We start from the raw sequence: 24,435 nt of genomic DNA on the forward strand, positions 1-24,435 counted from the left end.
AGACTCTCTTTATATGAGTTCTGGCTCGTATAAAGGAGGAAATAGAGTGTGAAAAGCAAGTGCGTTCTTATTTTTCTGGTGGTTGTATGGCTGTTTAATATGGGGAAAGGAACAGGATGTGGATCAAAGGTGAATGCAGAGATGAATATACCGCTGTCGACGTGGGTGTGGGATACAAAGAAATGGATGTTGGACCAAGAAGCTATCCGTGAAAAACTTCAAGAAAAAAAGGTGACAAAGGTTTATTTACAAATTGACGCTCATCTTTCACCTTCTGTATATAGGCATTTTATCCAACAAGCGCAAGTCCAGGGTATAGATGTCTACGCACTTGACGGCGCACCTTCTTGGATAGGGCCTTCTGGTATAGAAGAGCAAGACGCATTTTTTAATTGGATAACAGCTTACCAAGCAGAAGCGGAAGAACAACAGCAATTTTCAGGGGTTCATTTAGATATAGAGCCGTATTTGTATAAAAGCTGGAAAAATAATCGAGCGAAAAGTATTCTGCAGTATCAATATGTTATTTCTCAAGCTGCAGTACAGTCTCGTCAGTTACACTTGCCGCTTGCTGTAGATATACCGTTTTGGTTTGACGAAGTTCCATTCAAAAATAGCAACGGTTCCGGTTCGCTGGGGCATTGGATTATTCAGTACGCTGATGAAGTCACAATTATGTCGTACCGAAACCATGCAGATAAAGAAGACGGTATTGCTGACATAACGCAAAATGAACGCAAGTGGGGACGTGTACTATCCACTCCGATTGAAATAGGGGTAGAAACGATGGCTTCAGATGAAGGGGAATACATTTCTTTTTCTGCTAAAGGAGAAGAAAAGATGATGCAAGAGCTGGGTAAGTTGCTTACGAAGTGTCAAGCTAAAAACCCTCCAAGCAGTATAGCTGTTCATCATTTTGATAGCTGGCTACAGATGAAACCATGACAACGAAAAGACCGCTGCATCACTGCAGCGGTCTTTTTGGGTTTAGGGAGTATAGATACAATATAGCCATTTTATTAAAGGACTATACATAAAAAAAGTAACCATTTAAAAAATGGCTACTCACACAAAGGGGGGGAACTTAATCTTATCATTCCCACTTTTTCTAAAAGATATGCCTCTTTTAACCCGTTTTTTTAAAATAATTTAGTCGTCCAAGATTCGCAGTTCCACACGTCTGTGACTACATCTTGATAAAATTCAGGTTCGTGACAAATAATTAAGATACTTCCTTTGTATTCTTTTAAAGCTCGTTTTAATTCATCTTTCGCATCTACATCCAAGTGGTTTGTAGGCTCATCCAGTACAAGAATGTTGGTTTCATTGTTAATCAGCTTACATAGACGGACTTTTGCTTTTTCTCCACCGCTTAGAACTTCTACTTTACTTTCAATATGTTTGGTTGTTAAGCCGCATTTAGCTAACGCTGCACGAATTTCATATTGGGTAAAGTGAGGAAACTCGTTCCATGCTTCTTCAATACACGTATTGTAGTTAGCTGATTTAACTTCTTGTTCGAAATAGCCAATATGCTGGTAATCGCCTTTTTCTACAGAGCCTGAAATCGGTTTGATTTCTCCTAGAATACTTTTTAAAAGAGTTGTTTTCCCGATTCCATTTGCTCCTACAAGGGCAATCTTTTGACCTCGCTCCATTTTTAGATTCAGTGGCTTAGAAAGCGGCTCTTCGTATCCAATGACTAAATCAGATGTTTCAAAAATTAATTTGCTTGAAGTACGAGCACTCTTAAAGTTAAACTCTGGTTTTGGACGCTCTTGAGCTAGTTCAATTACTTCCATTTTATCCAGCTTTTTTTGACGGGACATGGCCATATTTCGTGTCGACACGCGCGCTTTGTTTCTCGCTACGAAATCTTTTAAATCTGCCATTTCTTGCTGTTGTTTTTTATAAGCTGCTTCAAGCTGCTGTTTTTTCATCTCATATACTTTCATAAAATCGTCGTAGTCTCCTACATAGCGATTTAACTCTTGGTTTTCCATATGATAAATTAAATTGATCACGCTATTTAAAAATGGAAGATCGTGAGAAATTAAAATAAAGGCATTTTCATATTCTTGCAAGTAGCGTCGTAGCCACTCAATATGCTGTTCATCCAAGTAGTTTGTAGGCTCATCAAGTAAAAGAATTTCTGGTTTTTCAAGCAATAGTTTGGCTAGCAATACTTTTGTACGCTGTCCGCCACTTAAATCCTGTACGTCACGATCTAAGCCGATATCTTCTAATCCTAATCCGCGTGCAATTTCTTCGACTTTTGCATCGATAACGTAAAAGTCATTGTTTGTTAAGAGGTCTTGAAGCGTACCGACTTCTTCTAATAGTTTTTCGAGTTCTTCTGGTGATACATCCGCCATTTTCTCATAGAGGCCATTCATTTGAGCTTCTAAATCAAATAAATATTGAAAAGCACTTTTTAGTACATCACGAATAGAAAGGCCGCGCTCTAATGCCGTGTGCTGATCTAAATAGCCAACGCGCACTTTTTTAGACCATTCTACTTTTCCCGCATCCGGTTCTAGCTTGCCTGTAATGATGTTCATAAATGTTGATTTACCTTCGCCGTTTGCTCCAATTAAGCCGACGTGTTCACCTTTTAACAATCGAAATGATACATCGTTAAAAATCGCACGGTCACCAAAACCATGGCTTAGATTTTTTACGTTTAATACACTCATGCTGACACACCTTTTCTTTTAAAATATCTATCGTACGTTTCGTTATAAACAAATTGATTCATAACGATTATAGCGAACTTATATACATAAATCCATATGAGTTTTCCAGCCTTGAAAGTCATATAAAATTCACTCGCGTCTTCCTTTCACTTGATTCATACTATATATATCAATGTAGAAAATCCTTCATGACGACGGGACGGTTATATCGAATCATTCAAATAGAGTATATAGAAGAATAAAAAGGCAGGGGGAAAAGAAATGAACATTTATACGATACTAGTGGCAGGAAGAATGCATAAGGAGCTGGAGGAGATAATCAAACAAAAGCAGCTGTCTCAGACGTTTCGATTTATGGAAGAGCAAGACGTTACAATGGAAGATTTAAACTGGGCTGACGCGCTTTTATCCTTCGGTCCAACGAATTACTTTAAAGACCATAGCTTCAAATGGATTCATTCTCTCGGTGCAGGAGTTGATCGGTTCTTAGAAAGTGCGGATTGGAAAAAGAGCGTGATGTTAACACGTACGGTTTGTTCATTTGGTCAGCGGATCAGTGAATATTGTCTTAGCTATATGCTAGCTGAACTTCAGCACCACGCACAGTTTCAGCATCAGCAAAAACAAAAGCGGTGGAAAGCGGTAGAGCCTCAGCAGCTTTCTGCTCAAACGGTCATCATTTATGGAACAGGTGAAATCGGCGGACGTCTTGCAACCGTTTTAAAATCTTTTGGTGTACGAGTGATAGGAGTATCTAAAAGTGGAAATGAAAAGCCGTCATTTGATCAAGTAGTCTCGATTTCAAATGAGAGAGACTTGCTAAAAGAAGCTGATTGGATTATTAGTACAATGCCGCTAACGAATGAAACAAAAAGCTACTTTGACCAAAAATGGATGAATTTAGTTGAGAATGCATACTTTATAAATGTTGGACGAGGTGCAACTGTAGATGAAAATGCGTTAGTAGGGGCTATTGAGCAAAAGCGTATTCGAAAAGCATACATAGACGTATTTGAACGTGAGCCGTTAACGAAAGAATCTTTTTGGTGGAATCATTCACATATCATCATAACACCTCATATTTCGGCGGTGACTACGCCTGCAGAAGCCGTAGAGTGCTTTGTTGAAACGCTGCAAAAAGTTGAGCAAGGCGAATTGCCTTCTAACTTGGTTAATATTGAAAGAGGTTATTAAAGCATTATGATGCGCGTTTCCGCTATGAGGATGGTATACTGAAACTTGCTTTTCTTGGACGAAAAGAATGAAATCTGTTCTTCTAGGGGGGAACAAACGTTGAAGCAAGAAGAATTATTTGAACAAGCACGTGTATTTATAGAGACGTGTTACGCTGAACTTGAAAAAAGCGAAGCGGACAAAAACAGGCGATTAAAAGAAATTCATCAGCAAATTATGTCACTCGGACATTATGATCATACATTTGAAGAGTTAGAGCACGGAGCTCGCATGGCTTGGAGAAACAGCAATAAATGTATCGGACGACTATTTTGGCAATCGCTCAATGTATTTGATAAGCGAGAGGTGAGCACAGTTGAAGAGGTAAGAGACGCTCTTTTTCACCATATTGAATATGCAACAAATGACGGGAAAATCCGGCCTACTATTACGGTGTTTAAACCGAAAACGCAAGCAAAAGAACCGATTAGAATCTGGAATCATCAGCTAATCCGCTATGCTGGGTACGAGACGGAATATGGCGTGATAGGAGATCCTGATTCTGTTGCGTTCACAGAAGTTTGCCAAAAGCTGGGGTGGGAAGGTGAGAAAACTCACTTCGATGTTCTTCCTCTGGTCCTGCAAGTTAATGAAGCGTCACCTCGATTGTTTGAGATTCCAAAACATTTAGTGAAAGAAGTAGCTATTACGCATCCAGAACTTCCTGAATTTGAAGACTTACAGTTAAAATGGTACGCTGTCCCGATGATTTCAGATATGAAGCTAGAAATTGGAGGGATTGATTACGTCGCAGCACCATTTAATGGATGGTACATGGGGACTGAAATTGGTGCCCGAAATTTGGCGGATACGTATCGCTATAATCAACTTCCAAAAATAGCTTCTATGATGGGATTGAATATGGATTACAACGCGACGCTTTGGAAGGACAAAGCTCTTATTGAATTAAACGTTGCGGTGCTTTCTTCTTTCAAACGAGAAGGTGTTAGCATTGTAGATCATCATACGGCTGCTCAGCAATTTCACTTGTTTGAAGAAAGAGAACAAAAAAATGGCCGGGAAGTGACTGGGAACTGGACATGGTTAATCCCACCGGTTTCACCAGCTACCACACATATTTTTCATAAGCCTTATAAAAATAAAGTATTATCACCAAATTATTTTTATCAAGACGCTGCTTATTAAATGAACAAAAAAGAGAGTACAAGTTTGTACTCTCTTATTACACGTTAATTAATTTTTGTGTTTATCAAGCAAGTTAGCAAGTACATATGTTTTGTACTTTTCCACTTTGCGGCCTTCATGGTTGCGAACTCCTCGTTTTTTAAGTTCCTCAACATACCAACCTTTGCTTCCTACGTGCATACTCAAACACCCTTTCGTCATTTTTTTAGGATGAACAGAATGAGGTTCATTGTCTGCTCGAATGGAGACATCTTGTCTTTCCAATACGTGCCTCATTGTAACATCTTTTATTTTATGATGAAAGGGAAAAAGGTCAAAAAAACGAGAATGATTTCAGGTGAATTTTAGTTTGTTCATTCCTCGTTTTTTTGAGATAGGAGGAGGAGGTTTAATTCGTCTTTATTTTGGATTAGATCTTCTAATGTATACTGATCTAACACTTTAATGAAGGCTTGCATGGCTTCATGCAAAACACTTTTTAACTTGCAGACGGGGCTAATAATGCAGAAGTTTCCTTCACGGTCAAAACATTCAACAATATGAAAATCTTCTTCAGTTTGACGTACCACTTTGCCAATATTAATGTCTTTTGGAAGCTGAGCTAAACGAATACCGCCGTTTCGTCCTCGGATCGTTTCAATTAAGCCAAGTTTTCCAAGTTCGTGAATGATTTTCATAAGATGGTTCTTTGAAATATTATACGCTTCAGCAATTTCTTTTATATTGCTTAGTTTATTATTATCGCGAACGCCTAAATATAATAAAACTCGCAGTGAGTAATCTGTATATTGTGTGAGCCTCATCTTTTTACCTCTTCTCTTATCAGCAGCTGATATATCTATAATAGCATGTCTATATCTAAGAAATACAGAAAGAATGCTCACATTTTTGACAGGGTGAATTTGTGAACATTTCTTTAAATATGTATATAAAATATATCTTTTTAAGTAGGATATGAGTATTATAAAGATGTATTAAAAATATATCTTTTAAAAATAAATCTTTCGGAGGCGAAAGTTATGAAACAAACAACTATTTCTATTGTAAAAAGTACAGTTCCTGTTTTAGAAAAGCATGGTCAAGCAATCACAACTCGTTTTTATGAAATGCTTTTTGAACAGTATCCTTCTTTAAAAAATGTATTCAACCAAACAAATCAAAAAACAGGACGTCAGCAAATGGCGTTAGCTAATACAGTTTATGCCGCTGCGCAGTACATCGATCGGCTTGAAACGCTGCTTCCAGTTGTGAAGCAAATCGCCCATAAACATCGTAGTATCGGCGTGAAAGCAGAGCACTATCCAATTGTCGGCGAGTTCTTATTAAAGGCAATTAAAGATGTTTTAAAAGAAGCTGCGACCGATGAGATTATGGAAGCTTGGAAAGAAGCTTACGGTGCCATTGCAGACGTATTCATAAGTGTGGAGCAAGAGTTATATGAAGAAGCTGAAGAAAAAGGATGGAAAGATTATAAAAAACTAATGGTTCATAAAAAAGTAAAAGAAGCAGAAGGCGTGTACTCGTTTTATTTAGTATCACCTGATCAAAAAGCACTGCCTGCTTTTCTGCCAGGTCAGTACGTGAGTGTACGAATTCCTGGTCAAGAATATTTATCCATTCGCCAGTACAGCTTATCTGGCTATCCAAACCAACCATACTATAAAATTACGGTGAAAAAAGAAAAACAAATGGAAGACGGGGTCGTGTCAACGTATTTACATGATCAATTGAAAGAAGGAGACTTGCTTGAAGTCAGCGTTCCAGCAGGAGATTTTGTCTTAAAAGAAAATAATAAATCAGTATTTATCAGCGGAGGTGTAGGAATTACTCCAATGATGTCAATGCTTCATCAAGCATTGGAAAACAATCAAGAAGTAACATTTATTCACAGTGCTAAAAATGAGCAGTTTCATGCAATGAAACGAGAGCTTCAATCGTTGTCAGAGACATATACGTTTGAACAGCACGTTTTCTATAGTCAAGCGCAAACAGATCAGCATGATGAAAACACAACGTATGGTCGCTTAACTAAAAAAGAGCTAGCTAAATATGCCGGCGATAAACATGCATATTATTATGTTTGTGGATCTTCTTCATTTACACAAATGGTGTTAGAAGGCCTAGATGAAATGGGCATTTCCCAAGAAAATATCATGTATGAATCGTTTGGCCCGAAAATGAGTATGACTCCTTCCGCATAAATGTATGGAAAAAGGGTAAAAAGCTAACAGTAGACAATACTGTTAGCTTTTTTTATGAAAGGGAGTTTAAAGATGACAAATAAGCAGTATGACATGGTGGGAATAGGAATAGGCCCTTTTAATTTAGGCTTAGCGGCCCTTGCTGAGCCTCTTGATGAAATTGATGCAGTCTTCTTTGATAAAGAAGAGAAATTTGAATGGCATCCGGGCATGTTAATTGACGGCACGGACTTGCAGATTCCGTTTCTAGCAGACTTAGTTACATTTGCAGATCCAACAAGCCCCTATTCTTTTCTAAATTATATTCACAAGCAAAAGCGCTTGTATCCGTTCTTTTTCTTTAATCGTTTTGACATTCCGCGTCAAGAATACAACGAGTACGCAAAATGGGTAGCGGAGCAGCTATCTTCCTGCCACTTTTCTTCAAAAGTTGTGGACGTGATACCAAAAAATGAAGAAGAGTATTATGAAGTAAAGGTAGAAACACCTGAGGGAATTCAAACGGTAAATGCTAAACACGTTGTAATGGGAACAGGAAGCATTCCACTTGTGCCTCCGGCTTTTGAAGAAAAGCTAAATGAGCATATTTTACACAGCAGCGGCTATTTACATAAAAAAGAAGAGATTCAAAAAGGGAAGCATGTAACGATCGTTGGTTCAGGGCAAAGTGCTGCCGAGATTTTTCTGGATTTACTAGAAGAACAGACTGAACATCATTACCACCTTACATGGTTTACAAGATCCTCTAATTTTTTTCAGCTTGATCAATCCAAGCTTGCTCAAGAGTTATTTTCGCCAGACTATGTAGATTACTTTCATTCGCTGGCTTTTGAGGAGCGTACAAGCACGGTAGAAGATTTAAACCCCCTACGTCACGGAATTGAATCTTCTACCTTAACGAAAATCTATGATTTACTCTATCATCGTTCACTTAAAGGAAGAGTACCCGTTACGATTCAAGCTTCGACTGAAGTAAGTGACATTCATAAAAAAGCAAATGGATATGAGCTGGAGTGTAAACAATTAAAGGCTGATCGCTCTTTTCAATACGAAGCGGATCGTTTGATATTATCCACGGGCTATAAGCCAAAGATTTCGCCGTTCATCGAACGAATAAAAGATGATATCGAATGGGAAGATGACAAGCGTTTCAACGTCACAAAAGATTACCGGCTTGTCTTTAAACAACCCCGTAACCACCACTTTTTTACGTTAACTAACATTGAACATTCACACGGATCTGGCGCAACAAATCTTGGTTTATCCGTTCAGCGTAATCAGCGTATTCTGAACGTAATTGCAGGTAGAGATGTGTATCCAGTTCCAGAAGAGACGACGTTTCAGACATTTAATTTGTTTTGAATGTCTGATTTATAAAAACCTACACTGTGTTTTTAGATTATTGTAGAAAAGTTTTTTACTCGTAAACCATGTTTAAAAGAATAGTGTACGGGTATTTTATTTATAGAACATTAGTACACAAATCAATTAAGGAGTTGCTTAGAATGAGTAAGAAAATTGCAGTATTAGTAACAGATTTATTTGAAGATGTGGAATATACAGATCCAGCCAAAGCCTTTGAAGAAGAAGGCCATACGCTAACAAAAATCGATGTGAAAACAGGCGAAGTAACAGGTAAACAAGGCGAAACAACATTAACAATTGATAAAGCAATTGCCGATGTAAAACCAGAAGATTTTGACGCATTGTTTTTACCCGGAGGCTTCTCACCAGATATCTTGCGTGCGGACGATCAAGTCGTAGCTTTTACAAAATCATTTATGGATGAAGGCAAACCGGTTATGGCTATTTGTCACGGGCCACAGCTGCTAATCAATGCTGAAACATTAAAAGGACGTGACGTAACTGGTTTCAAATCAATTGCTATTGATTTGAAAAATGCAGGCGCAAACTTCCATGATAAAGAAGTTGTGGTATGCGGTAATCAACTAGTTACAAGCCGTACACCAGATGATATGGAAGCATTCGTACGTGAATCAGTAAACGTCTTAAAATAAGTAAATAATATTAGTAAAACTTTCTGTAAAAGGCGATAACAGGGTGGTTTACCACTCTGTTGTCGCCTTTTTTGTATGTAACGTTTTTGACGAGGAATTTACAGTTATATTACCGCATTGGATGAAGCTATTTCTCAAAGTATATGAAAACCTTTTACTATCAATAGCTAGAAGCCGCGTAATATAATCGAAATATTTTTTACATAAGTGTTAGTATAATTTTGGTAGCTTAAAAGACGTTGCGAGTTTCATAGTTTTCGTGCAACAATGAGGGTGCATCACGAGGTTGGCTTGCTACAAGCTTAGATGCGTTGCGGTTTTACAAAAAACTTTATTATCACATAGGAGGATTTCAAACATGAAGAAAAGGTTTCGTATTGCCACTGTCGCAGGTGCCGTATCATTAGGATTACTAACAGCAGGACAAGCAAATGCAGCAGCTCCTGATTGCAACACTCCAAAACAAATTACCATTAAAGATGCTCAAGCAGCACAAAATATAAATGTAGACGAGCTATTAAAGAAATTTAACGCTCAAGGACAATCTGCTCAAGCAGCAGCTCCACAGCAAGAAACACAGGCACCAGATCAAGCTGAAGCAGCTCCACAGGAACAAGCACAAGCACCAGAGCAAAGTGAAGAAGCAAAAGCTCCGGAGCAAACACAGCAAAACACAAAAGCTCAACAATCAGAAAATACTGATAAAGCAGAGCAAACCAAAGATGCTAGTCAATTTGAACAAAAAGTAGTAGATTTAGTAAACCAAGAACGTCAAAAACAAGGTTTAAAGCCTTTAACACTTAACAAAAAATTAAGTGACGTTGCACGCACTAAATCAAAAGATATGATGGACAAAGGGTACTTTGACCACAATTCACCAACATATGGTTCACCATTTGATATGATGAAACAATTCGGCATTGAATATACAACTGCAGGTGAAAACATTGCAAAAGGTCAGCAATCTCCTGAAGATGTAATGAATGCTTGGATGAATAGTGACGGTCACCGCAAAAATATTCTAAACCCTGATTTCACTGAAATTGGTGTTGGATACGTAAAAGGTGATACTACGTACTGGACTCAACAATTTATCGGTAAGTAATACAAAAAGAGCAGGATATACCTGCTCTTTTTTGCGTTTTTAGCTGTCCAATTTGGGTATAGTAAAGTAAGAACACGTAAAGGAGTGCCTTACATTGGGACGTATATTAAAAAAAATTCTAGTCGCTGTTTTTCCCATCCTTTTAAAAGAAGGATATCGTCATTATAAAAATCGTAAAACTCGAACTACGCCGTCTAAAGGGTATAAATAAAAAGGACTCAAAAGAGTCCTTTTTGTTTTATGCTTGAACGGGGATATGCTTGAATTCTTTTACGTTAAATAATCCTTTGTCGGTTAATTTTAGACATGGGATAACAGGCAAGCTTAAGAAAGATAACGTCAGCAGCGGGTTGAATTTCTGTGAAATATCAAGCTCATGAAGAGCCCCGTGAAGCTGCTTAAGTAAGCTATTTACTTCATTGTAAGGGTGAGGTGACATTAACCCTCCGATGGAAAGAGGGAGGGAACCAATCACTTCATTATCTTTTACAATAACAATACCTCCGCCGATTTCTTCAATTGCCGCAATTGCTTTTGCTAAATCCTCATCATTTGTTCCTACGGCTACGATATTATGTGAATCGTGAGCAATCGTAGTAGCGATCGCTCCGTCTTTTAGCTGAAAGCCTTTTACGATCCCAAGACCAATATTTCCTGTTAGATGATGGCGCTCAACAACAGCCATTTTCAGCTGATCGTTTTCTACAGAAGGCTGAAATTCGTTTTGCTTTACTTGAACTTCTTCTACAATATGATTTGTAAGCAGGCTGTTTGGATTAATTTCAATAATATTAGCCCGATTGTGCTGAAGTGGTATCGTAAGTTTGTTAATAGAAAACTCTTTCAAATGAACAGAATTCATTAGTTCTGTCGGAAGATCAATTTGTTCTTCTTGCACAGACAGCATCTCTCCATTTTCAGCAATGAGCTCTCCGTTTTGATAAACATGTGCTGCAGATATATCGGTTAAGTCGTCCAACAGAATAAAATCAGCTTTGTAACCAGGAGCAACCGCACCTCTATCTTTTAACCCGTAGCATTCAGCGGCATTTAATGAAGCCATTTGAATCGCAATTAACGGATCCAGCCCGAGTTCAATAGCAAAACGAACATTGTAATCAATAGAGCCTTCCGTTAATAAATCATCTAGATGTTTGTCATCGGTACAGAATAAAAATCTGCGCGCGTTGCGTTCATTTACAGCAGGTAACAATTGTTTCAAATCTTTAGCAACAGAACCTTGGCGGATTAGAACATACATCCCGCGCTGAATACGTTCAATTGCTTCTTCTGCTGTTACGCATTCATGATCTGTTGAAATATTAGCGGTACGATAAATGTTAACGCCCGTGGCATCTAGCCCTGAGCCGTGCCCATCAATTACGCCGTTTGCATCGTTAGCTGCTTGTAATTTATCGAGCATATCGTCATCTCCATCTCGAACAGCAGGGAAATCCATCACTTCTGCTAATCCAAGCACGCGAGAGTGAGAGAAAAATGGCGCTAAGTCAGCTGCTTTTAAGACGGCTCCAGAGCTTTCAAAAGGAGTTGCTGGCACGCTTGAAGGTAAGTTCACAAATACGTCTAAAGGAATGGAATCCGAGTTTTGAAGCATAAACTCAATGCCAGATTTCCCTGAAACATTCGCAATTTCATGAGGATCCGTTACGACAGTTGTAACGCCTCTAGGTACAAGAAGTTTTGAGAACTCTTTAGGTGTAACCATTGATGATTCAATGTGAACGTGTCCATCAATGAACGTAGGCGAAATGTATTTTCCTTTTGCATCAACGACGTTATTCCCGTCGTATTGACCTATTCCAACAATCACTCCATCAGCAATCGCAATATCGGCTTCAATGATGGAAAGCGTAAAGACATCGATAATTTTCCCGTTTTTCACTACAAGATCTGCAGGTATTTTTTTATTGGCAACAGCAAGCTGTTTTTTTAAGGTTGTTTTTGTATTTGACATGAATGTGACTCCTCTCATTGTATAACTGAATAACAATGAAGGACTATGTAAGGGAGAACATAAAGAAGAATAAAAATGCAGTATGAATGATGTTCAACCCTCGTAGTCCAACTATTTACGGTAGTTCGGTAGAAACTCTTGGACCCTATTTCCAAGACTATACGAGCTTTAGGTATTTCGATACATTCTATAGACAAATAATAAAAACGTCAATTCCTAATAAAAAAGAAAGATTTTTGGGAATATTTCATCTATGTGTATGTAAACGATTTAACTCTTATTTGCTCGCTAAAAGGTGCAGCATTCATGTATAGAAAAAAATGTAGAAAAAACCGTCAATGGCTATTAGTCATTGACGGAGGTGTCATTAAGCTTGTTTACGCAGTGTACCTAATTCTTCCGCGATCGCTTGCATTTCACTTGGGCTAAAAGAATCTTTTCTCATTACCATATCGTATAAGTACTTTAAGTCTTCATACATTTCTTCGTCAAAAGCTTCGGCTTTAATTGCTCCGATATTTAGCATGCGCAATTTTTCACTGATGCTATCGACCATATGTTTAATATTCTCTGGAGATTTTACTGATAAATCCACTTTGTTCATCCTTCCAGTTGCGTTTTTTTTATTGTAACATGTTTTTATCGTGTGAACACTTTTATGTCAGGTTCTTATCCACAGAAGAGTGGAAACGATATAAATAAAAGAAAACTATTTTTTAGTTTAAAAATGATTGTATATAATGTTTGTAATAAGGGAAAGGAGTCGAGACTATGATTAACGTATTATTCGTTTGTTTGGGAAATATTTGTCGTTCACCCATGGCAGAAGCGGTCTTTAAAGATATGGTGAAGAAAAAAGGGCTACAAGGACAAATTCACGTAGATTCTGCAGGCACAGGAGGCTGGCACAAAGGAAATCCTCCTCATGAAGGGACGCAATCTATTTTAACGAAAAACAACATTGATTTTAAAGGGCAAACAGCAAGACAAGTGATTCAAGAGGATGTAGCTAAATTTCATTATATTATTGGAATGGATGTCGAAAATGTAGGAAATCTGAGAAGAATGGCTGGACATACTAAAACAGGTTATATTGCAAGACTTTTGGATTTTGTGCCCGATTTACATATTGAAGATGTGCCTGATCCTTATTTTACGGGGAATTTTGACGAAGTATATGACTTAGTTCAAGAAGGATGCAAGGCTCTTTTAGACGAAATTATAGAGAAGCATTTCTCAGAATAAGTGATACTTAAAAAATAAAAAACGGAGGAGAAACGACAAATGGGTAATCGAAATAAGCTAGTAGAAGGTATGGTCATTGGAGCAATTATAGGAGGAGCTGTTTCTTTATTTGATAAAGAAACCAGAAGTTCCGTCATTCAAGGAAGTAAAAAACTGAAAGACAAAACAAAAACTCTTATTCAGCATCCTGAACTTGTGACGGATACTGTGAAAGAGAAATATGAAACGATCCGTACGACCATTGAGCAAGTTTCTGAAGATGTATCATTTGTAGCGGGAAAAGTAGAAAAGTTAAAAGAAACAACCCCTCAGGTGATGGAAATTGTAAACGATACAAAAGAAGCATTTGTAGAGAAGTATGGTGATGAACAAAAATAAATAAGGAGGCACATATGGCTGGAATATACATAAATAACATCGTAAAGTTTGGCAAAGAACTGATGGGCCGCATTCATCGAGATGAGCTGCCCAGCTTATCAGCTGAATTGGCTTATTATTTGCTGCTCTCGCTATTTCCTTTTTTAATTTTCTTAATTACGCTGATTGGATTTTTGCCATTGGAATCAACAGATCTGCTTGACTTGGTCGAAAATGTAGCGCCACAGCAAACGCTGCACATGATTGAAAGCAACGTTTCTCATATCATTGGTTCTCATAATGAAAAACTATTGTCCTTTGGTATCATTGCCACGATGTGGTCTGCTTCAAATGGAATTAATGCGATCGTAAGGGCATTTAACCGAGCGTATCACGTACAAGAAAATCGGCCGTTTTTAGTGGCGAGAGGCATGGCAGTTCTCCTTACTTTTGCGATGATATTTGTTATTATTGTAGCGCTTTTACTTCCTGTTTTTGGTCATATGATTGGTCTTTATTTATCGTCTACGTTTGGATTTTCAGAAACTTTTCTCGCTTTATGGTCTGCTTCCCGCTGGATTATCAGCGGTCTCATTTTGTTTACTGTTTTTACGGGGTTGTATTACTTTGCTCCTAATAAAAAGCTGCTGATTCGAAATGTTGTAAAAGGAGCGGCTTTTGCTACGGTCGGATGGACAGTGGTATCGATGCTATTTGCGTATTACGTCAATCATTTCAATAACTATACGGCTACATATGGAAGCTTGGGCGGAATTATTATCTTGCTTATTTGGCTGTACCTATCGGGTATGATTATCGTTATTGGAGGAGAAATTAACGCTATTTTCTACGACCGCCGAGTCAAATCTTCATAGTCACAAATTGGGATGAAATCATTCACAAGATATGAGCATACTAACAAAGTGAAAGGGAGGTTTTACATCATGACAAAGCATACGAAAAAAGACGGAAGCAATACAAAGCAAAATAAAAAGAGTCAGCCAAAGCATAAAACAAGCAACAGCCAAAATGGACAAAACGGTTACCATTAAGGCATTGATTTCCATAATAAAAAGCCTAACAAATACGTTAGGCTTTTTTTCGTCAAGATTTTAGCAAGCGAAGGCCGTTTAAGATAACTAAAATGGTGCTGCCTTCGTGACCTATAACACCAAATGGCATATCAAGCACTTGGAAAAAATTCGAACAAATTAATAAAAAGATGACGGCAATAGAAAAAATAACGTTTTGCTTCACAATTGAGTTCATTCGTCTGGAAAGAGCTACTGCATCCGAAATTTTTGATAAATCATTTTTCATTAAAACAATATCTGCCGTTTCCAGTGCCACATCGGTTCCTTCTCCCATGGCTACTCCAACGTTAGCAGTAGCGAGAGCAGGTGCATCGTTAATACCATCTCCCACCATTGAAACGGTAGGGAATTTTTCTTTTAACGCTTTAATTTTATCTACTTTCGCTTCAGGCAAGCATTCTGCAATGTATTCATCGACGGCACATTCTTTTGAAATGGCCTCGGCTGTTTTTTCGCTGTCTCCTGTAATCATGACGGTATGAATACCCTGCTCTTTAAGAGATTTAACAGCTTCTACAGCTTCTGTTCGTACAACGTCTTTTAGCGCAAGCAATCCCACAATACCATGCTGGTCTTTTGCGTACACAATCGTTTTTCCTTCACTGGCAAGCGTAGATGAAATCCCATTTTCAAATTCAGCTGCTTCTTCTTTACCTACAAAATCTGCTTTTCCTATCTTCCACGTATCTCCTTGAAGAGACCCAATCACACCGTATCCGGGAACGTCTTCAAGTGAATCTGGCTGAACGAGCGTCAATTCCTGCTTGTTTTTCACAAAGTCAACAATGGATTGAGCAAGCGGATGATTAGACTGACGTTCAATTGATGCTATTTTAATAAGAAATTCCTGTTCGTTTATATCAGAACGTACAATAACATTTGTCACTTCTGGCTTTCCTTTTGTTAACGTGCCTGTTTTGTCAAAAGCAATTGCGCTTAAATGGCTTAACCTTTCCAAATGCACGCCGCCTTTGAACAAAATTCCTTTTTTTGCTCCGTTTGAAATAGCAGACAGCGAAGCAGGGGTGATAGATGCAACTAGGGCGCAAGGAGACGCTACAACTAAGAGAATCATTGCTCGGTAAAATGTCTCAGTCCAGCTCCATCCAAGCACATAGTGGGGGAGAAACAGCATAACTGCCACAACCGATAGAACAATTTTTACGTATGTGCCTTCAAATCGTTCGATAAACAATTGAGAAGGAGACTTTTCACTTTGAGCCGTTTGAACAAGTTGAATGATCTTTTGAAACAGCGTCTCAGCACTTGGCTTTGTCATTTTAATGGTAATGGCGCCTTTCACATTCACCGTGCCCGCGAATACTTCATCTTCGAGCTGTTTTAGTACAGGGACAGATTCACCCGTAATAGCTGCCTGATCAATCGTTGTTTGACCTGAGACAACAATACCATCGGACGGCACTCGTTCACCCGGCTTAACTAACAGCAAGTCTCCGATTTGTAAATCTGAAATGGAGACAATTTCTTCTTGGTCTCCAATCAGCCGCGTTGCTTCTTGCGGCTGCAAATTCATTAAGGCGCTAATTTCTCGGTTGCTTTTATTCATGGTGTACGTTTCTAATGCACCGCTTAGTGCAAAAATGAAAATAAGCATAGCACCTTCTGTCCAGTAGCCAATTACAGCCGCTCCAATGGCCGCAATAATCATTAGCATTTCGACGTTTAATTCTTTATTTTCAATCGTTTCTTCAATGCCTTCTTTTGCTTTAGCAAATCCACCTATCACATAAGCTAATACAAAGAGCGTAATAGATACAGCTGTATCCTGCTGTTTTGAAATCAGCCAGCCGGCTAAAATAAGCACTCCGCTCAACAGTGCAGCAATGAGTTCACCATGTGTTTTTAATACGTTGACAGCAGAAGATGTTTGCGGCGTTTGTTCTTGTTTTTTAGGTAACGCATTTTCCATACAAATCCTCCTTGAACGATAATTGAGAAAAATAATCACAATCATTACCCCTAAAAAAGCACGAAAGCTGCCATCTCAGCGATAGCAGCACACTTTTTCCATTTATTATCTTTTGAATTGGGATATTTAGTATAGTATAGCACGGAACAAGCAAGTAGGTAACAACTAATGCTTAAAAAATAAAAACAGAATGCAGCTGGACGTCTGCATTCTGTAAAAAACGTACTACATATCTAAATGCTCTTCATAATATTTATAAGCGGAAGTGTAAATGTGCTCGATATCGGCATCCGTCATGTACATTAAGGTTTCACGGTCAATCCCCTTCATTGTTTCAATAAATGTAATCATGTTTTTACGTTCTTGTCTGCTCATTTATTATTCTCCTCTCCATCTGTTTTAATACAGTTTATTATATTTAATTGTATTATATAACAGAAAAAGTATTTTGTGTGGATTTTTTTTTAAAATAGGCAAAAAAATTTTGAAAGACGTAAATAATTGACTATAGAGAAAAAGGTATTTTATAATTCATATATGAGCATATGCTCATATACTTGCATATAATGAACGGAGAGATGTTATGAAAAAAGATGAACATTCGTTTTTATCACCTCAAACAGTAGAAGAAGCATCAAGAATACTAAAAGCTATTTCAGATCCTACGAGAATGAAGATTCTCTATTTGCTATTTCAAGAAGAGTGTTCAGTCGGTCATATGGTTGAAGTGCTTGGTGTTTCACAATCAGCTATTTCACATCAGTTAACTCACTTGCGTCATTTACGTTTAGTAAAATATCGCCGTGAAGGGAATACGTATTTCTATACGTACGATGATGAACACGTGGTTGGAATACTGCATCAAGTGATTCAGCACGTAGAATGCGCACATAACGATTAGAAGGAGGGTCTTTGCATGAGTCATGATCATCACCACCATCATCATCATGGTCATCATCACCATTTTGATACACAGCGTGAAGGCAACAAAAAAGGTCTGTTAATTGCACTAATTATCACCGCGGGTATTATGGTTCTTGAGTTTGTCGGAGGGCTTTTTACAAATAGTTTAGCGCTATTATCCGATAGCGGACACATGCTGTCTGATACAAGCTCACTTGCTCTTAGCCTCGTAGCCATATGGTTTGCTAACCGAGCTGCGTCGGCTAAAAAAACGTACGGTTATTATCGTTTTGAAATATTAGCGGCTCTTTTTAACGGAGTGGCACTGTTTGTAATAGCAGGGTTTATCATTTATGAAGCCTATCAGCGCGTACTGGAGCCGCAGTCTGTAGCAAGTGGCAGCATGATGCTGATTGCTGCTGTTGGTTTACTCGCTAATTTAATCAGCGCATGGTCACTTATGAGACAAGGCGATGTAAAAGGAAATGTAAATTTGCGCAGCGCTTACTTACACGTATTGGGAGATGCTTTAGGGTCTATTGGAGCTATTGTAGCGGGACTTCTTATGATGCTGTTTGGATGGTATATTGCTGATCCGATTATTTCTGTAGTTGTGTCTGTATTAATTTTAAAAAGCGCTTGGGGCGTGCTTGCTCATAGCGTTCATATTTTGATGGAAGGCTCTCCTGAAGGAGTGGATCACAGTGAAATAAAAAACCTTCTTGAAAACATTGAAGGAGTCAAAGATGTGCATGATTTACACATTTGGACGATTACTTCAGGACTGGACTCATTGAGCTGTCATATGCGCGTAGAAGATGAAAAAGATTGTCAGCAGATTTTGCAAAAAGCCATTGATTTAGTACACGATCACTGTGGTATTGAGCATACGACGATACAAATTGAAAAATCAGCTCTTCAGCACCGGACGCTAAAAGTTTAAAAACAAGCGAGAACTTATAAGTTCTCGCTTGTTTTTTGCTGCATAGGCATTTTTTGTCCGAATACAAAAAGAAGGATAAAAATAAAGCCAAGCATCCCGCTAATAATATTAAAAAAGCTGACATGATGAAAGAACTGAATAAAAGTACCGCCTATGTAAGGACCGGCAAGGCTTCCGATACTAAAAGCAATGCCGCACAGTAAATTACCTGTAGGAAGCAGACGAGTAGGAATCAAATCCGTCATATAGCTGATTCCTAAACTAAACGTAGAACCTACAACCATGCCTGCTATAAATAAACACGCTACTAATGGAATAGCGGTGTCTTCCAAGAGACTTGCTGTAAAAAAAGTCACGGCTCCAATTGATAAAATCCATCCTAATATCAATTTCCGTCCGAATTTATCGCTCAGTATGCCAAGAGGAAGCTGAAACACAATAGCTCCAACTGCAAAGGAAGTCAGCAGCAGTGAAATAAACTCTACTTGCAATCCAATTCGTAAACCGTATACAGGAAAGCTGCCGTTCAGTGATGACTCTAAAAAACCATATCCAAAAGGCGGTAAAAAAGCAATCCAAGCATATTTAGCCGCTTTAGAAAATCGCTTAGCCGTTTCTTTTAATGAATTAACCTCAACTCCCTGAAGGGGAAATTCATTTTTTATCAAAAATAAAAATACCCACGTTAGAAGACATAGAGCAGAAGAAATCATAAAAGGCAGCGCTTGATTAATTTCAATTAACGGCGTCATTAAAGGACCAACAGCAAAACCAATACCAAAAAAGAGCCCATACAGTGAAATGTTTCTACCTCTTTTATCAGCAGGGGAAGACGATGTAATCCACGTTTGAGTTCCAAAGTGCAGCGCGTGATCTCCTATTCCAATAAATAAACGGAGCACAAACCAAAATACAACAGATTTCCACAGGGGAAACAAAGCTAAAGATACAATAACTAAAATTCCTCCTGCTGCGATAATTGGCTTGTATCCGTATCTGCGAAGCGGCGCTTCCATGAAAGGAGAAATAAATAAGATGCCCAGGTACAATCCAGTTGCGTTTAATCCGTTTATAGTAGAGGAAAGACCATCTTTCTCAAAAATAATAGCAATTAAAGGAAGCAGCATGCCTTGGCTGAATCCAGAAATGGCGACAAGGCTAACTAAAATCCAGAAACGTTGTTGATGAGTAGCACCCATAGCATTTAACCTCTTTTTATCTATATTTTGTCAATCCAACTGTTTAATCGTACAAGGAAAAAGCTTTATTGACAAGGATATAAACAGGCCGTGCTGTCCATTTGACATCTTTATGTAAGGGGAGTAGAATAAAACGTGTAAATATTTACATGTTTTTATTTACAATTAAGAGGTGATTGCTATGATAGAACCAGGGCTGAAGAAAATAGCAACATTCACAATTAATGTTGGTACACCCGTCGTTATTGGTCATACAGGATTAGGAAAAAAACAGTTTATTCCCATTAAGTCAGGTACTGCAGACGGGGAAATAAAAGGCTTAATTCTTCCAAGTGGAGCGAATTCTCAAATTATTCGTTGGGATGGCCGCGTCGATTTATCTGCACGATATGTCATTCAAACAGAAGATGATGAACTTATTTATATTGAAAACAATGGAATACGTCAGGTTAGTGAAGAGTTTAGAGAACAGGCTGCTGAAGGTGAAATTATACCCCCAGAGCACGTTTACTTTCGTACGATTCCTGTCTTTGAAACTGGAAGTGCAAAGTATAAGTGGTTACAGGACCGCATGTTTATAGGCGCTGCTGTAAGAAACCCAGAAAGCGTTGTGCTAGACATATACGAAGTTTTATAAATCAAATCAAAGGAGAGGTATAGACATGGAAAAATTTATTGGAAATCATATGATTTACACATACGAAAACGGATGGGAATATGAAATCTATATTAAAAACGAAAATACAATCGATTATCGTATTCATAGCGGAATGGTGGCAGGACGATGGGTTCGTGACCAAAAAGTAGATATTGTGAAATTAACAGAAGGTGTATATAAAGTATCTTGGACTGAACCAACGGGGACAGATGTATCTTTGAACTTTATGCCTGATGAAAAACGCATGCACGGAATTATTTTCTTCCCAAAATGGGTACATGAACATCCTGAAATTACCGTGTGCTATCAAAATGATTATCTTGATTTAATGCATGAATCCCGTGAAAAATACGAAACATATCCGAAATACGTGGTTCCCGAATTTGCTGACATTACATTCATCACAAATGTCGGAGTAAACAATGAGGAAGTTATCGCTCAAGCGCCTTACGAAGGAATGACGGATGATATTCGCGCTGGAAAATTAATTTAATACGGAGTCATACAAAAGGCTAGGACAAAAGTATATTAGTTGAAGGAAGATCCGAACGAATTTGATTCTTGATCAAGAATCAAATTCGTTCGGATTTTTTTATTGTGATGGTGCCCGGAAATAAACCGCGGTGTAACAAGTGATCTATAGTGAGAGTAGTTGGTTATATAAAAAACGGTTTATAATGAAGGAAAGGAGTGAAGAAAATGGAATTTAACATGAAAAAAGAGGCGGGGTTTACGACAGATTTTCCTTATGGAGAGCTACATATCGCCGGAGATGAAGAGCATGGCTTTCGTCCGTATCAGCTAATGACATCATCCATTGCCGTGTGCAGCGGAGGCGTGTTAAGAAAGATTCTAGAGAAAAAAAGAATCGCTTTTTCCGATTTACGCATCCAAGCTGATGTAACGCGCAATGATGAAAAAGCGGGGCGAATCGAAAAAATTCATTTGCACTATATCATCACGGGAAAAGACCTGCCATTAGACAAAATTGAAAAATCGATTGAGCTAGCCCGAAAAAATTGTTCAATGCTACAGTCGGTTATTGACAGTATAGAAGTGACAGAAACCTTCGAAATAAAATAAAAGTGGACATCGTCCACTTTTATATTTCTTTTGGTTTGCTTCCGGCTTTATCAAAATAGCGCATGCGTTCAGGAGTCAGCTGAAGAAGCAAAAAATTTGGGTCATCTGGACTTTTAATCCACTCTTTTAACTTTTCATTCCAAAATTTCTTTTTTAACTCTTCGTTTGTTTCTACATTTACTTTGGCTTCTACCTCTACATACGGATCACTCCAACCTTGCCCATCATAGCCTAACAAAATATGAACGTAAGGGTTTTTTTCTAGTTCTTCGACTTTGTGGGTATCTTTATTGGTGGCGGTGTAAAGCACAAGATCTTCATGAAAAAACATCATAAAGCGTGAATAAGGTTTTCCATCTTGAATCGTAGCTAACGTTCCGATTGTATAGTCATCCAGTACCGATAAAATTTGATTTTTTACATCATTACTCATTTTTTCACTCCTCATTCTATCTCATTATCCTTGGTAGTTTGGCTGATTTTTAAATATCTTAATCAAAAATCAATTAGAGGTTTATCATTTATAAAAATAGGTTAAAAATACTAACATTGACGGTGAGTCTATACAAATTCCATTAATTTGATATGATTGATTTTGTTGTCAAAAAATGAATAAGGTAGGTGTACATATCGATGATCAATCGGATTTTTCTGATAGCGGTTATTCTTGGGGTGCCGCTATCTGTTATTGGGCACATGATGCACTGGTCAGATGTTCTTATGTTTATTATTTACTGTTTAACAATCATTGCCCTCGCAGCTTTTATGGGAAGAGCTACAGAGAGCTTAGCTGTTGTAGCTGGTCCTCGAATAGGCGGTCTATTGAATGCTACCTTTGGTAACGCTGTAGAATTAATCATTTCGATTTTTGCTTTAAAAGAAGGCCTTACAGCCGTGGTGCTTGCATCGTTAACCGGTTCTGTATTAGGAAATCTCCTTCTTGTAGGCGGTCTTTCATTCTTTATCGGGGGACTTAAATTTAAGCGTCAAGAATTTAATGTCTATGATGCAAGACATAATTCTGGATTATTGATCTTTGCCGTTATCGTTGCGTTTGTTATTCCTGAAGTGTTTGCTAGCGAAATGGACGAAGCGAAGACCATGTCTCTAAGTGTCGGAATTTCCATTATTCTCATCATCTTATACTTAGCGGCGTTATTCTTTAAGCTGGTCACGCATCGAGGCGTGTATCAGCATAAAAGTGAAGAAGTGGAAGAACATGAGGAGCCAGAGTGGTCAATGTGGAAAGCGATTGCGGTTCTCTTTTTGTCTACGTTAGCGGTGGCTTATGTATCCGAAAGCTTGGTAAGTACAATCGAAATTGTCTCGGAAAGCTTTGGCTGGAGTGAGCTGTTTATCGGGGTCATCATTGTAGCGATTGTTGGGAACGCGGCAGAGCATGCTTCCGCTATTATTATGGCCGTTAAAAATCGCATGGGTGTAGCTGTTGAAATTGCTGTTGGATCAACTTTACAAGTAGCGATGTTTGTAGCACCAATATTAGTACTTGTTTCGCTAATGTTCGAAAGCCAAATGTCTCTTGTTTTTACTTGGCCTGAGTTGATTGCGATGGTAACAGCCGTATTTTTAACAATTGCGATTTCTAATGATGGAGATACAAACTGGTTTGAAGGCGCAACTCTTTTAGGTGCTTATATTATTATGGGAATTGGTTTTTATCTTATTTAAAAAAGAAACGTTCACTTTATGTGGACGTTTCTTTTTTGTGAGTGAATAGAAGAATTTCCCTTTTGGTATTCAGGATAAAACAGGGGATGTTTGAAAAAACTATGTTTGCATTCATTAACGATGTTGAAAGGAGTTTCTAGATGTTACGTAAATTGCTTTTATTTGTGTTTACCATCATTATTTCGTTTTCATGTTCAACGAAGATCGCCATTGCAAAAACAGCTCAGCCTACCATCAACGTGCCTTCTTCAGCTTTAAATATTTCAAAAGAAAATACGTATCCAAATGCTAGTCAAGACACGCCTTATTTGCAGCCGAGTGAGTTCACAAAAGAGCTCATTGAAACGTCAAATGTAAAAATTGAAAACCCTGATTTAATTCGTATATTAAATGAATCAAACATTTCTAAAACTCCATGGGCAATTGGATTTAGAGCAACCATTTTTTTAGGACAGTGGCCGTTAAATTATGAATCAACAGAAACAAACGTTAACTGGCAGCACCAGCGAATCAATACGAATCATTATGATAACAGAGCAGGAAAAACTCAGTACAAAATGATGTACAGTCAGGAAAATCAAAGCCATGTAAAAGGCGGATTAACGGCAAAAGTGCCTCAGCCTGATCATGTTAAACAAATGATGCTAATTAAAGCAGCTAAAAAAACAAAGCTCACTTTATCATTTCAAACGTTTGTAGGTGCCGGAACGAAAAAAGACCAGGTGTATAACGTAGCTCCTAAAAAAGTAGGTTATCTCTATGCGTACACGCCTGCTGTAAGTGAAAAGGGAAAAGTAACGTATGGGGAAGTATATGTAACGGTAAAAGGCAGCAAGCGTTCAATTGTGGTGAGAAATGTAACGTCTCAAGGAATTGGAGCATGGATTCCAGTACAAGATTATGTCTCCTTAAGTTTCGGGGCTTACGATCAGCCGAGATAACAAAAAAAGAGATTCCAGT

At 38.1% G+C, this 24,435-nt stretch carries 26 protein-coding genes and 1 riboswitch; of the genes, 17 read left to right on the plus strand and 9 right to left on the minus strand.

Annotation, left to right across the window (positions count from 1 at the left end; all coding sequences use genetic code 11):
- The first annotated feature begins 48 nt into the window (after positions 1-48).
- A complete protein-coding gene (locus MKX72_RS01825; RefSeq protein ID WP_155008624.1) occupies positions 49-945 on the plus strand; it encodes an amidase in 897 nt (298 codons plus the stop codon).
- Between the two features lie 194 nt (positions 946-1,139).
- On the opposite strand, the gene MKX72_RS01830 is transcribed toward MKX72_RS01825, so the two are convergent.
- Positions 1,140-2,696 (minus strand): ABC-F family ATP-binding cassette domain-containing protein, encoded by a 1,557-nt coding sequence (locus MKX72_RS01830; RefSeq protein WP_028412463.1) that lies wholly within the window; start codon positions 2,694-2,696, stop codon positions 1,140-1,142.
- Positions 2,697-2,957: 261 nt separating this feature from the next.
- On the opposite strand from MKX72_RS01830, the gene MKX72_RS01835 reads away from it, so the two are divergent.
- Positions 2,958-3,890: a D-2-hydroxyacid dehydrogenase gene (locus MKX72_RS01835; protein ID WP_033580734.1), complete on the plus strand. Its 933-nt coding sequence runs from the start codon at positions 2,958-2,960 to the stop codon at positions 3,888-3,890.
- Positions 3,891-3,989: 99 nt separating this feature from the next.
- A complete protein-coding gene (locus MKX72_RS01840) occupies positions 3,990-5,075 on the plus strand; it encodes a nitric oxide synthase oxygenase (RefSeq protein WP_155008625.1) in 1,086 nt (361 codons plus the stop codon).
- 48 nt (positions 5,076-5,123) lie between these two features.
- Here the strand turns inward: MKX72_RS01840 and MKX72_RS01845 are convergent, their stop codons facing one another.
- Together MKX72_RS01845 and MKX72_RS01850 are read right to left on the minus strand one after the other, a co-directional pair.
- Entirely contained in the window at positions 5,124-5,255 is a 132-nt protein-coding gene (locus MKX72_RS01845) for a YflJ family protein (RefSeq protein ID WP_016762840.1), read from the minus strand.
- Positions 5,256-5,428: 173 nt separating this feature from the next.
- The gene (locus tag MKX72_RS01850; RefSeq protein WP_028410145.1) at positions 5,429-5,878 is read right to left on the minus strand and encodes an Rrf2 family transcriptional regulator; all 450 of its coding nucleotides are present in this window, start codon (positions 5,876-5,878) and stop codon (positions 5,429-5,431) included.
- Positions 5,879-6,094: 216 nt separating this feature from the next.
- Between MKX72_RS01850 and hmpA the strand changes: the two genes are divergently transcribed.
- From hmpA to MKX72_RS01870, 4 genes are all read left to right on the plus strand, one after another.
- Positions 6,095-7,276, plus strand: a complete 1,182-nt coding sequence (gene hmpA, locus MKX72_RS01855) for an NO-inducible flavohemoprotein (RefSeq protein WP_155008626.1) — start codon at positions 6,095-6,097, stop codon at positions 7,274-7,276.
- 72 nt (positions 7,277-7,348) lie between these two features.
- Positions 7,349-8,638: a lysine N(6)-hydroxylase/L-ornithine N(5)-oxygenase family protein gene (locus tag MKX72_RS01860; RefSeq protein WP_028412459.1), complete on the plus strand. Its 1,290-nt coding sequence runs from the start codon at positions 7,349-7,351 to the stop codon at positions 8,636-8,638.
- A 143-nt stretch (positions 8,639-8,781) separates the two neighbouring features.
- The gene (locus tag MKX72_RS01865) at positions 8,782-9,294 is read left to right on the plus strand and encodes a type 1 glutamine amidotransferase domain-containing protein (RefSeq protein ID WP_013081517.1); all 513 of its coding nucleotides are present in this window, start codon (positions 8,782-8,784) and stop codon (positions 9,292-9,294) included.
- 358 nt (positions 9,295-9,652) lie between these two features.
- The gene (locus tag MKX72_RS01870) at positions 9,653-10,399 is read left to right on the plus strand and encodes a CAP domain-containing protein (RefSeq protein WP_033580739.1); all 747 of its coding nucleotides are present in this window, start codon (positions 9,653-9,655) and stop codon (positions 10,397-10,399) included.
- A 238-nt stretch (positions 10,400-10,637) separates the two neighbouring features.
- Here the strand turns inward: MKX72_RS01870 and ade are convergent, their stop codons facing one another.
- Both ade and MKX72_RS01880 read right to left on the minus strand, forming a co-directional pair.
- Positions 10,638-12,374 carry an adenine deaminase gene (ade, locus tag MKX72_RS01875; protein ID WP_047751737.1) on the minus strand — a complete coding sequence of 579 codons (1,737 nt, stop codon included), beginning with the start codon at positions 12,372-12,374 and terminating at the stop codon, positions 10,638-10,640.
- Positions 12,375-12,457: 83 nt separating this feature from the next.
- Positions 12,458-12,559, minus strand: a riboswitch (purine riboswitch).
- A gap of 182 nt (positions 12,560-12,741) precedes the next feature.
- Positions 12,742-12,969 carry a DUF1128 domain-containing protein gene (locus MKX72_RS01880; RefSeq protein ID WP_013055127.1) on the minus strand — a complete coding sequence of 76 codons (228 nt, stop codon included), beginning with the start codon at positions 12,967-12,969 and terminating at the stop codon, positions 12,742-12,744.
- Positions 12,970-13,145: 176 nt separating this feature from the next.
- Between MKX72_RS01880 and MKX72_RS01885 the strand changes: the two genes are divergently transcribed.
- From MKX72_RS01885 to MKX72_RS01895, 3 genes are read left to right on the plus strand one after another with little or no spacing between them, the layout of a single operon-like run.
- Positions 13,146-13,619, plus strand: a complete 474-nt coding sequence (locus tag MKX72_RS01885) for a low molecular weight protein-tyrosine-phosphatase (protein ID WP_033580741.1) — start codon at positions 13,146-13,148, stop codon at positions 13,617-13,619.
- 39 nt (positions 13,620-13,658) lie between these two features.
- A complete protein-coding gene (locus MKX72_RS01890; RefSeq protein WP_155008627.1) occupies positions 13,659-13,997 on the plus strand; it encodes a YtxH domain-containing protein in 339 nt (112 codons plus the stop codon).
- A gap of 14 nt (positions 13,998-14,011) precedes the next feature.
- Positions 14,012-14,851: a YihY/virulence factor BrkB family protein gene (locus MKX72_RS01895; RefSeq protein ID WP_034267022.1), complete on the plus strand. Its 840-nt coding sequence runs from the start codon at positions 14,012-14,014 to the stop codon at positions 14,849-14,851.
- A gap of 229 nt (positions 14,852-15,080) precedes the next feature.
- Here MKX72_RS01895 and MKX72_RS01900 read toward each other — a convergent pair whose 3' ends face one another.
- Complete coding sequence (locus MKX72_RS01900) at positions 15,081-17,000, minus strand: heavy metal translocating P-type ATPase (RefSeq protein ID WP_049162765.1); 1,920 nt, start codon at positions 16,998-17,000, stop codon at positions 15,081-15,083.
- A 225-nt stretch (positions 17,001-17,225) separates the two neighbouring features.
- Positions 17,226-17,375 carry a BH0509 family protein gene (locus tag MKX72_RS01905; protein WP_013055132.1) on the minus strand — a complete coding sequence of 50 codons (150 nt, stop codon included), beginning with the start codon at positions 17,373-17,375 and terminating at the stop codon, positions 17,226-17,228.
- A gap of 208 nt (positions 17,376-17,583) precedes the next feature.
- Between MKX72_RS01905 and MKX72_RS01910 the strand changes: the two genes are divergently transcribed.
- Positions 17,584-17,901, plus strand: coding sequence for an ArsR/SmtB family transcription factor (locus MKX72_RS01910; RefSeq protein ID WP_034267028.1), 318 nt, complete (start codon positions 17,584-17,586; stop codon positions 17,899-17,901).
- A 15-nt stretch (positions 17,902-17,916) separates the two neighbouring features.
- On the plus strand, positions 17,917-18,846 hold the full coding sequence (locus MKX72_RS01915) for a cation diffusion facilitator family transporter (protein ID WP_049162767.1): 930 nt from the start codon (positions 17,917-17,919) through the stop codon (positions 18,844-18,846).
- Between the two features lie 14 nt (positions 18,847-18,860).
- Here MKX72_RS01915 and MKX72_RS01920 read toward each other — a convergent pair whose 3' ends face one another.
- Complete coding sequence (locus MKX72_RS01920; protein WP_155008628.1) at positions 18,861-20,045, minus strand: MFS transporter; 1,185 nt, start codon at positions 20,043-20,045, stop codon at positions 18,861-18,863.
- 181 nt (positions 20,046-20,226) lie between these two features.
- On the opposite strand from MKX72_RS01920, the gene MKX72_RS01925 reads away from it, so the two are divergent.
- The 3 genes from MKX72_RS01925 (at position 20,227) to MKX72_RS01935 (ending at position 21,786) form a co-directional block, all read left to right on the plus strand.
- On the plus strand, positions 20,227-20,682 hold the full coding sequence (locus tag MKX72_RS01925; RefSeq protein ID WP_155008629.1) for a DUF3237 domain-containing protein: 456 nt from the start codon (positions 20,227-20,229) through the stop codon (positions 20,680-20,682).
- A 25-nt stretch (positions 20,683-20,707) separates the two neighbouring features.
- On the plus strand, positions 20,708-21,196 hold the full coding sequence (locus MKX72_RS01930; RefSeq protein WP_048021570.1) for a phenolic acid decarboxylase: 489 nt from the start codon (positions 20,708-20,710) through the stop codon (positions 21,194-21,196).
- Between the two features lie 206 nt (positions 21,197-21,402).
- Complete coding sequence (locus tag MKX72_RS01935; RefSeq protein ID WP_034263756.1) at positions 21,403-21,786, plus strand: OsmC family protein; 384 nt, start codon at positions 21,403-21,405, stop codon at positions 21,784-21,786.
- A 19-nt stretch (positions 21,787-21,805) separates the two neighbouring features.
- Here the strand turns inward: MKX72_RS01935 and MKX72_RS01940 are convergent, their stop codons facing one another.
- Positions 21,806-22,219: a pyridoxamine 5'-phosphate oxidase family protein gene (locus MKX72_RS01940; protein ID WP_034263743.1), complete on the minus strand. Its 414-nt coding sequence runs from the start codon at positions 22,217-22,219 to the stop codon at positions 21,806-21,808.
- A 200-nt stretch (positions 22,220-22,419) separates the two neighbouring features.
- On the opposite strand from MKX72_RS01940, the gene cax reads away from it, so the two are divergent.
- Positions 22,420-23,475 carry a calcium/proton exchanger gene (gene cax / locus MKX72_RS01945; protein WP_034263745.1) on the plus strand — a complete coding sequence of 352 codons (1,056 nt, stop codon included), beginning with the start codon at positions 22,420-22,422 and terminating at the stop codon, positions 23,473-23,475.
- A 140-nt stretch (positions 23,476-23,615) separates the two neighbouring features.
- Positions 23,616-24,416, plus strand: a complete 801-nt coding sequence (locus MKX72_RS01950; RefSeq protein WP_155008630.1) for a YfkD famly protein — start codon at positions 23,616-23,618, stop codon at positions 24,414-24,416.
- Positions 24,417-24,435 lie beyond the last annotated feature (19 nt).

The organism is Priestia sp. FSL R5-0597 (assembly GCF_038006305.1).
GTDB lineage: Bacteria > Bacillota > Bacilli > Bacillales > Bacillaceae_H > Priestia > Priestia zanthoxyli.

What these genes read in the sequence shown, in the direction of transcription:
- MKX72_RS01905 (WP_013055132.1), bottom strand. Translation starts at nt 17,375, where the DNA reads ATGAGCAGACAAGAACGTAAAAACATGATTACATTTATTGAAACAATG.
- MKX72_RS01845 (WP_016762840.1), bottom strand. Translation starts at nt 5,255, where the DNA reads ATGCACGTAGGAAGCAAAGGTTGGTATGTTGAGGAACTTAAAAAACGA.
- hmpA (WP_155008626.1), top strand. Translation starts at nt 6,095, where the DNA reads ATGAAACAAACAACTATTTCTATTGTAAAAAGTACAGTTCCTGTTTTA.
- MKX72_RS01890 (WP_155008627.1), top strand. Translation starts at nt 13,659, where the DNA reads ATGGGTAATCGAAATAAGCTAGTAGAAGGTATGGTCATTGGAGCAATT.
- MKX72_RS01930 (WP_048021570.1), top strand. Translation starts at nt 20,708, where the DNA reads ATGGAAAAATTTATTGGAAATCATATGATTTACACATACGAAAACGGA.
- MKX72_RS01940 (WP_034263743.1), bottom strand. Translation starts at nt 22,219, where the DNA reads ATGAGTAATGATGTAAAAAATCAAATTTTATCGGTACTGGATGACTAT.
- MKX72_RS01920 (WP_155008628.1), bottom strand. Translation starts at nt 20,045, where the DNA reads ATGGGTGCTACTCATCAACAACGTTTCTGGATTTTAGTTAGCCTTGTC.
- ade (WP_047751737.1), bottom strand. Translation starts at nt 12,374, where the DNA reads ATGTCAAATACAAAAACAACCTTAAAAAAACAGCTTGCTGTTGCCAAT.
- MKX72_RS01830 (WP_028412463.1), bottom strand. Translation starts at nt 2,696, where the DNA reads ATGAGTGTATTAAACGTAAAAAATCTAAGCCATGGTTTTGGTGACCGT.
- MKX72_RS01885 (WP_033580741.1), top strand. Translation starts at nt 13,146, where the DNA reads ATGATTAACGTATTATTCGTTTGTTTGGGAAATATTTGTCGTTCACCC.
- MKX72_RS01860 (WP_028412459.1), top strand. Translation starts at nt 7,349, where the DNA reads ATGACAAATAAGCAGTATGACATGGTGGGAATAGGAATAGGCCCTTTT.
- MKX72_RS01895 (WP_034267022.1), top strand. Translation starts at nt 14,012, where the DNA reads ATGGCTGGAATATACATAAATAACATCGTAAAGTTTGGCAAAGAACTG.
- MKX72_RS01835 (WP_033580734.1), top strand. Translation starts at nt 2,958, where the DNA reads ATGAACATTTATACGATACTAGTGGCAGGAAGAATGCATAAGGAGCTG.
- MKX72_RS01850 (WP_028410145.1), bottom strand. Translation starts at nt 5,878, where the DNA reads ATGAGGCTCACACAATATACAGATTACTCACTGCGAGTTTTATTATAT.
- MKX72_RS01900 (WP_049162765.1), bottom strand. Translation starts at nt 17,000, where the DNA reads ATGGAAAATGCGTTACCTAAAAAACAAGAACAAACGCCGCAAACATCT.
- MKX72_RS01935 (WP_034263756.1), top strand. Translation starts at nt 21,403, where the DNA reads ATGGAATTTAACATGAAAAAAGAGGCGGGGTTTACGACAGATTTTCCT.
- MKX72_RS01865 (WP_013081517.1), top strand. Translation starts at nt 8,782, where the DNA reads ATGAGTAAGAAAATTGCAGTATTAGTAACAGATTTATTTGAAGATGTG.
- MKX72_RS01925 (WP_155008629.1), top strand. Translation starts at nt 20,227, where the DNA reads ATGATAGAACCAGGGCTGAAGAAAATAGCAACATTCACAATTAATGTT.
- MKX72_RS01950 (WP_155008630.1), top strand. Translation starts at nt 23,616, where the DNA reads ATGTTACGTAAATTGCTTTTATTTGTGTTTACCATCATTATTTCGTTT.
- cax (WP_034263745.1), top strand. Translation starts at nt 22,420, where the DNA reads ATGATCAATCGGATTTTTCTGATAGCGGTTATTCTTGGGGTGCCGCTA.
- MKX72_RS01870 (WP_033580739.1), top strand. Translation starts at nt 9,653, where the DNA reads ATGAAGAAAAGGTTTCGTATTGCCACTGTCGCAGGTGCCGTATCATTA.
- MKX72_RS01910 (WP_034267028.1), top strand. Translation starts at nt 17,584, where the DNA reads ATGAAAAAAGATGAACATTCGTTTTTATCACCTCAAACAGTAGAAGAA.
- MKX72_RS01915 (WP_049162767.1), top strand. Translation starts at nt 17,917, where the DNA reads ATGAGTCATGATCATCACCACCATCATCATCATGGTCATCATCACCAT.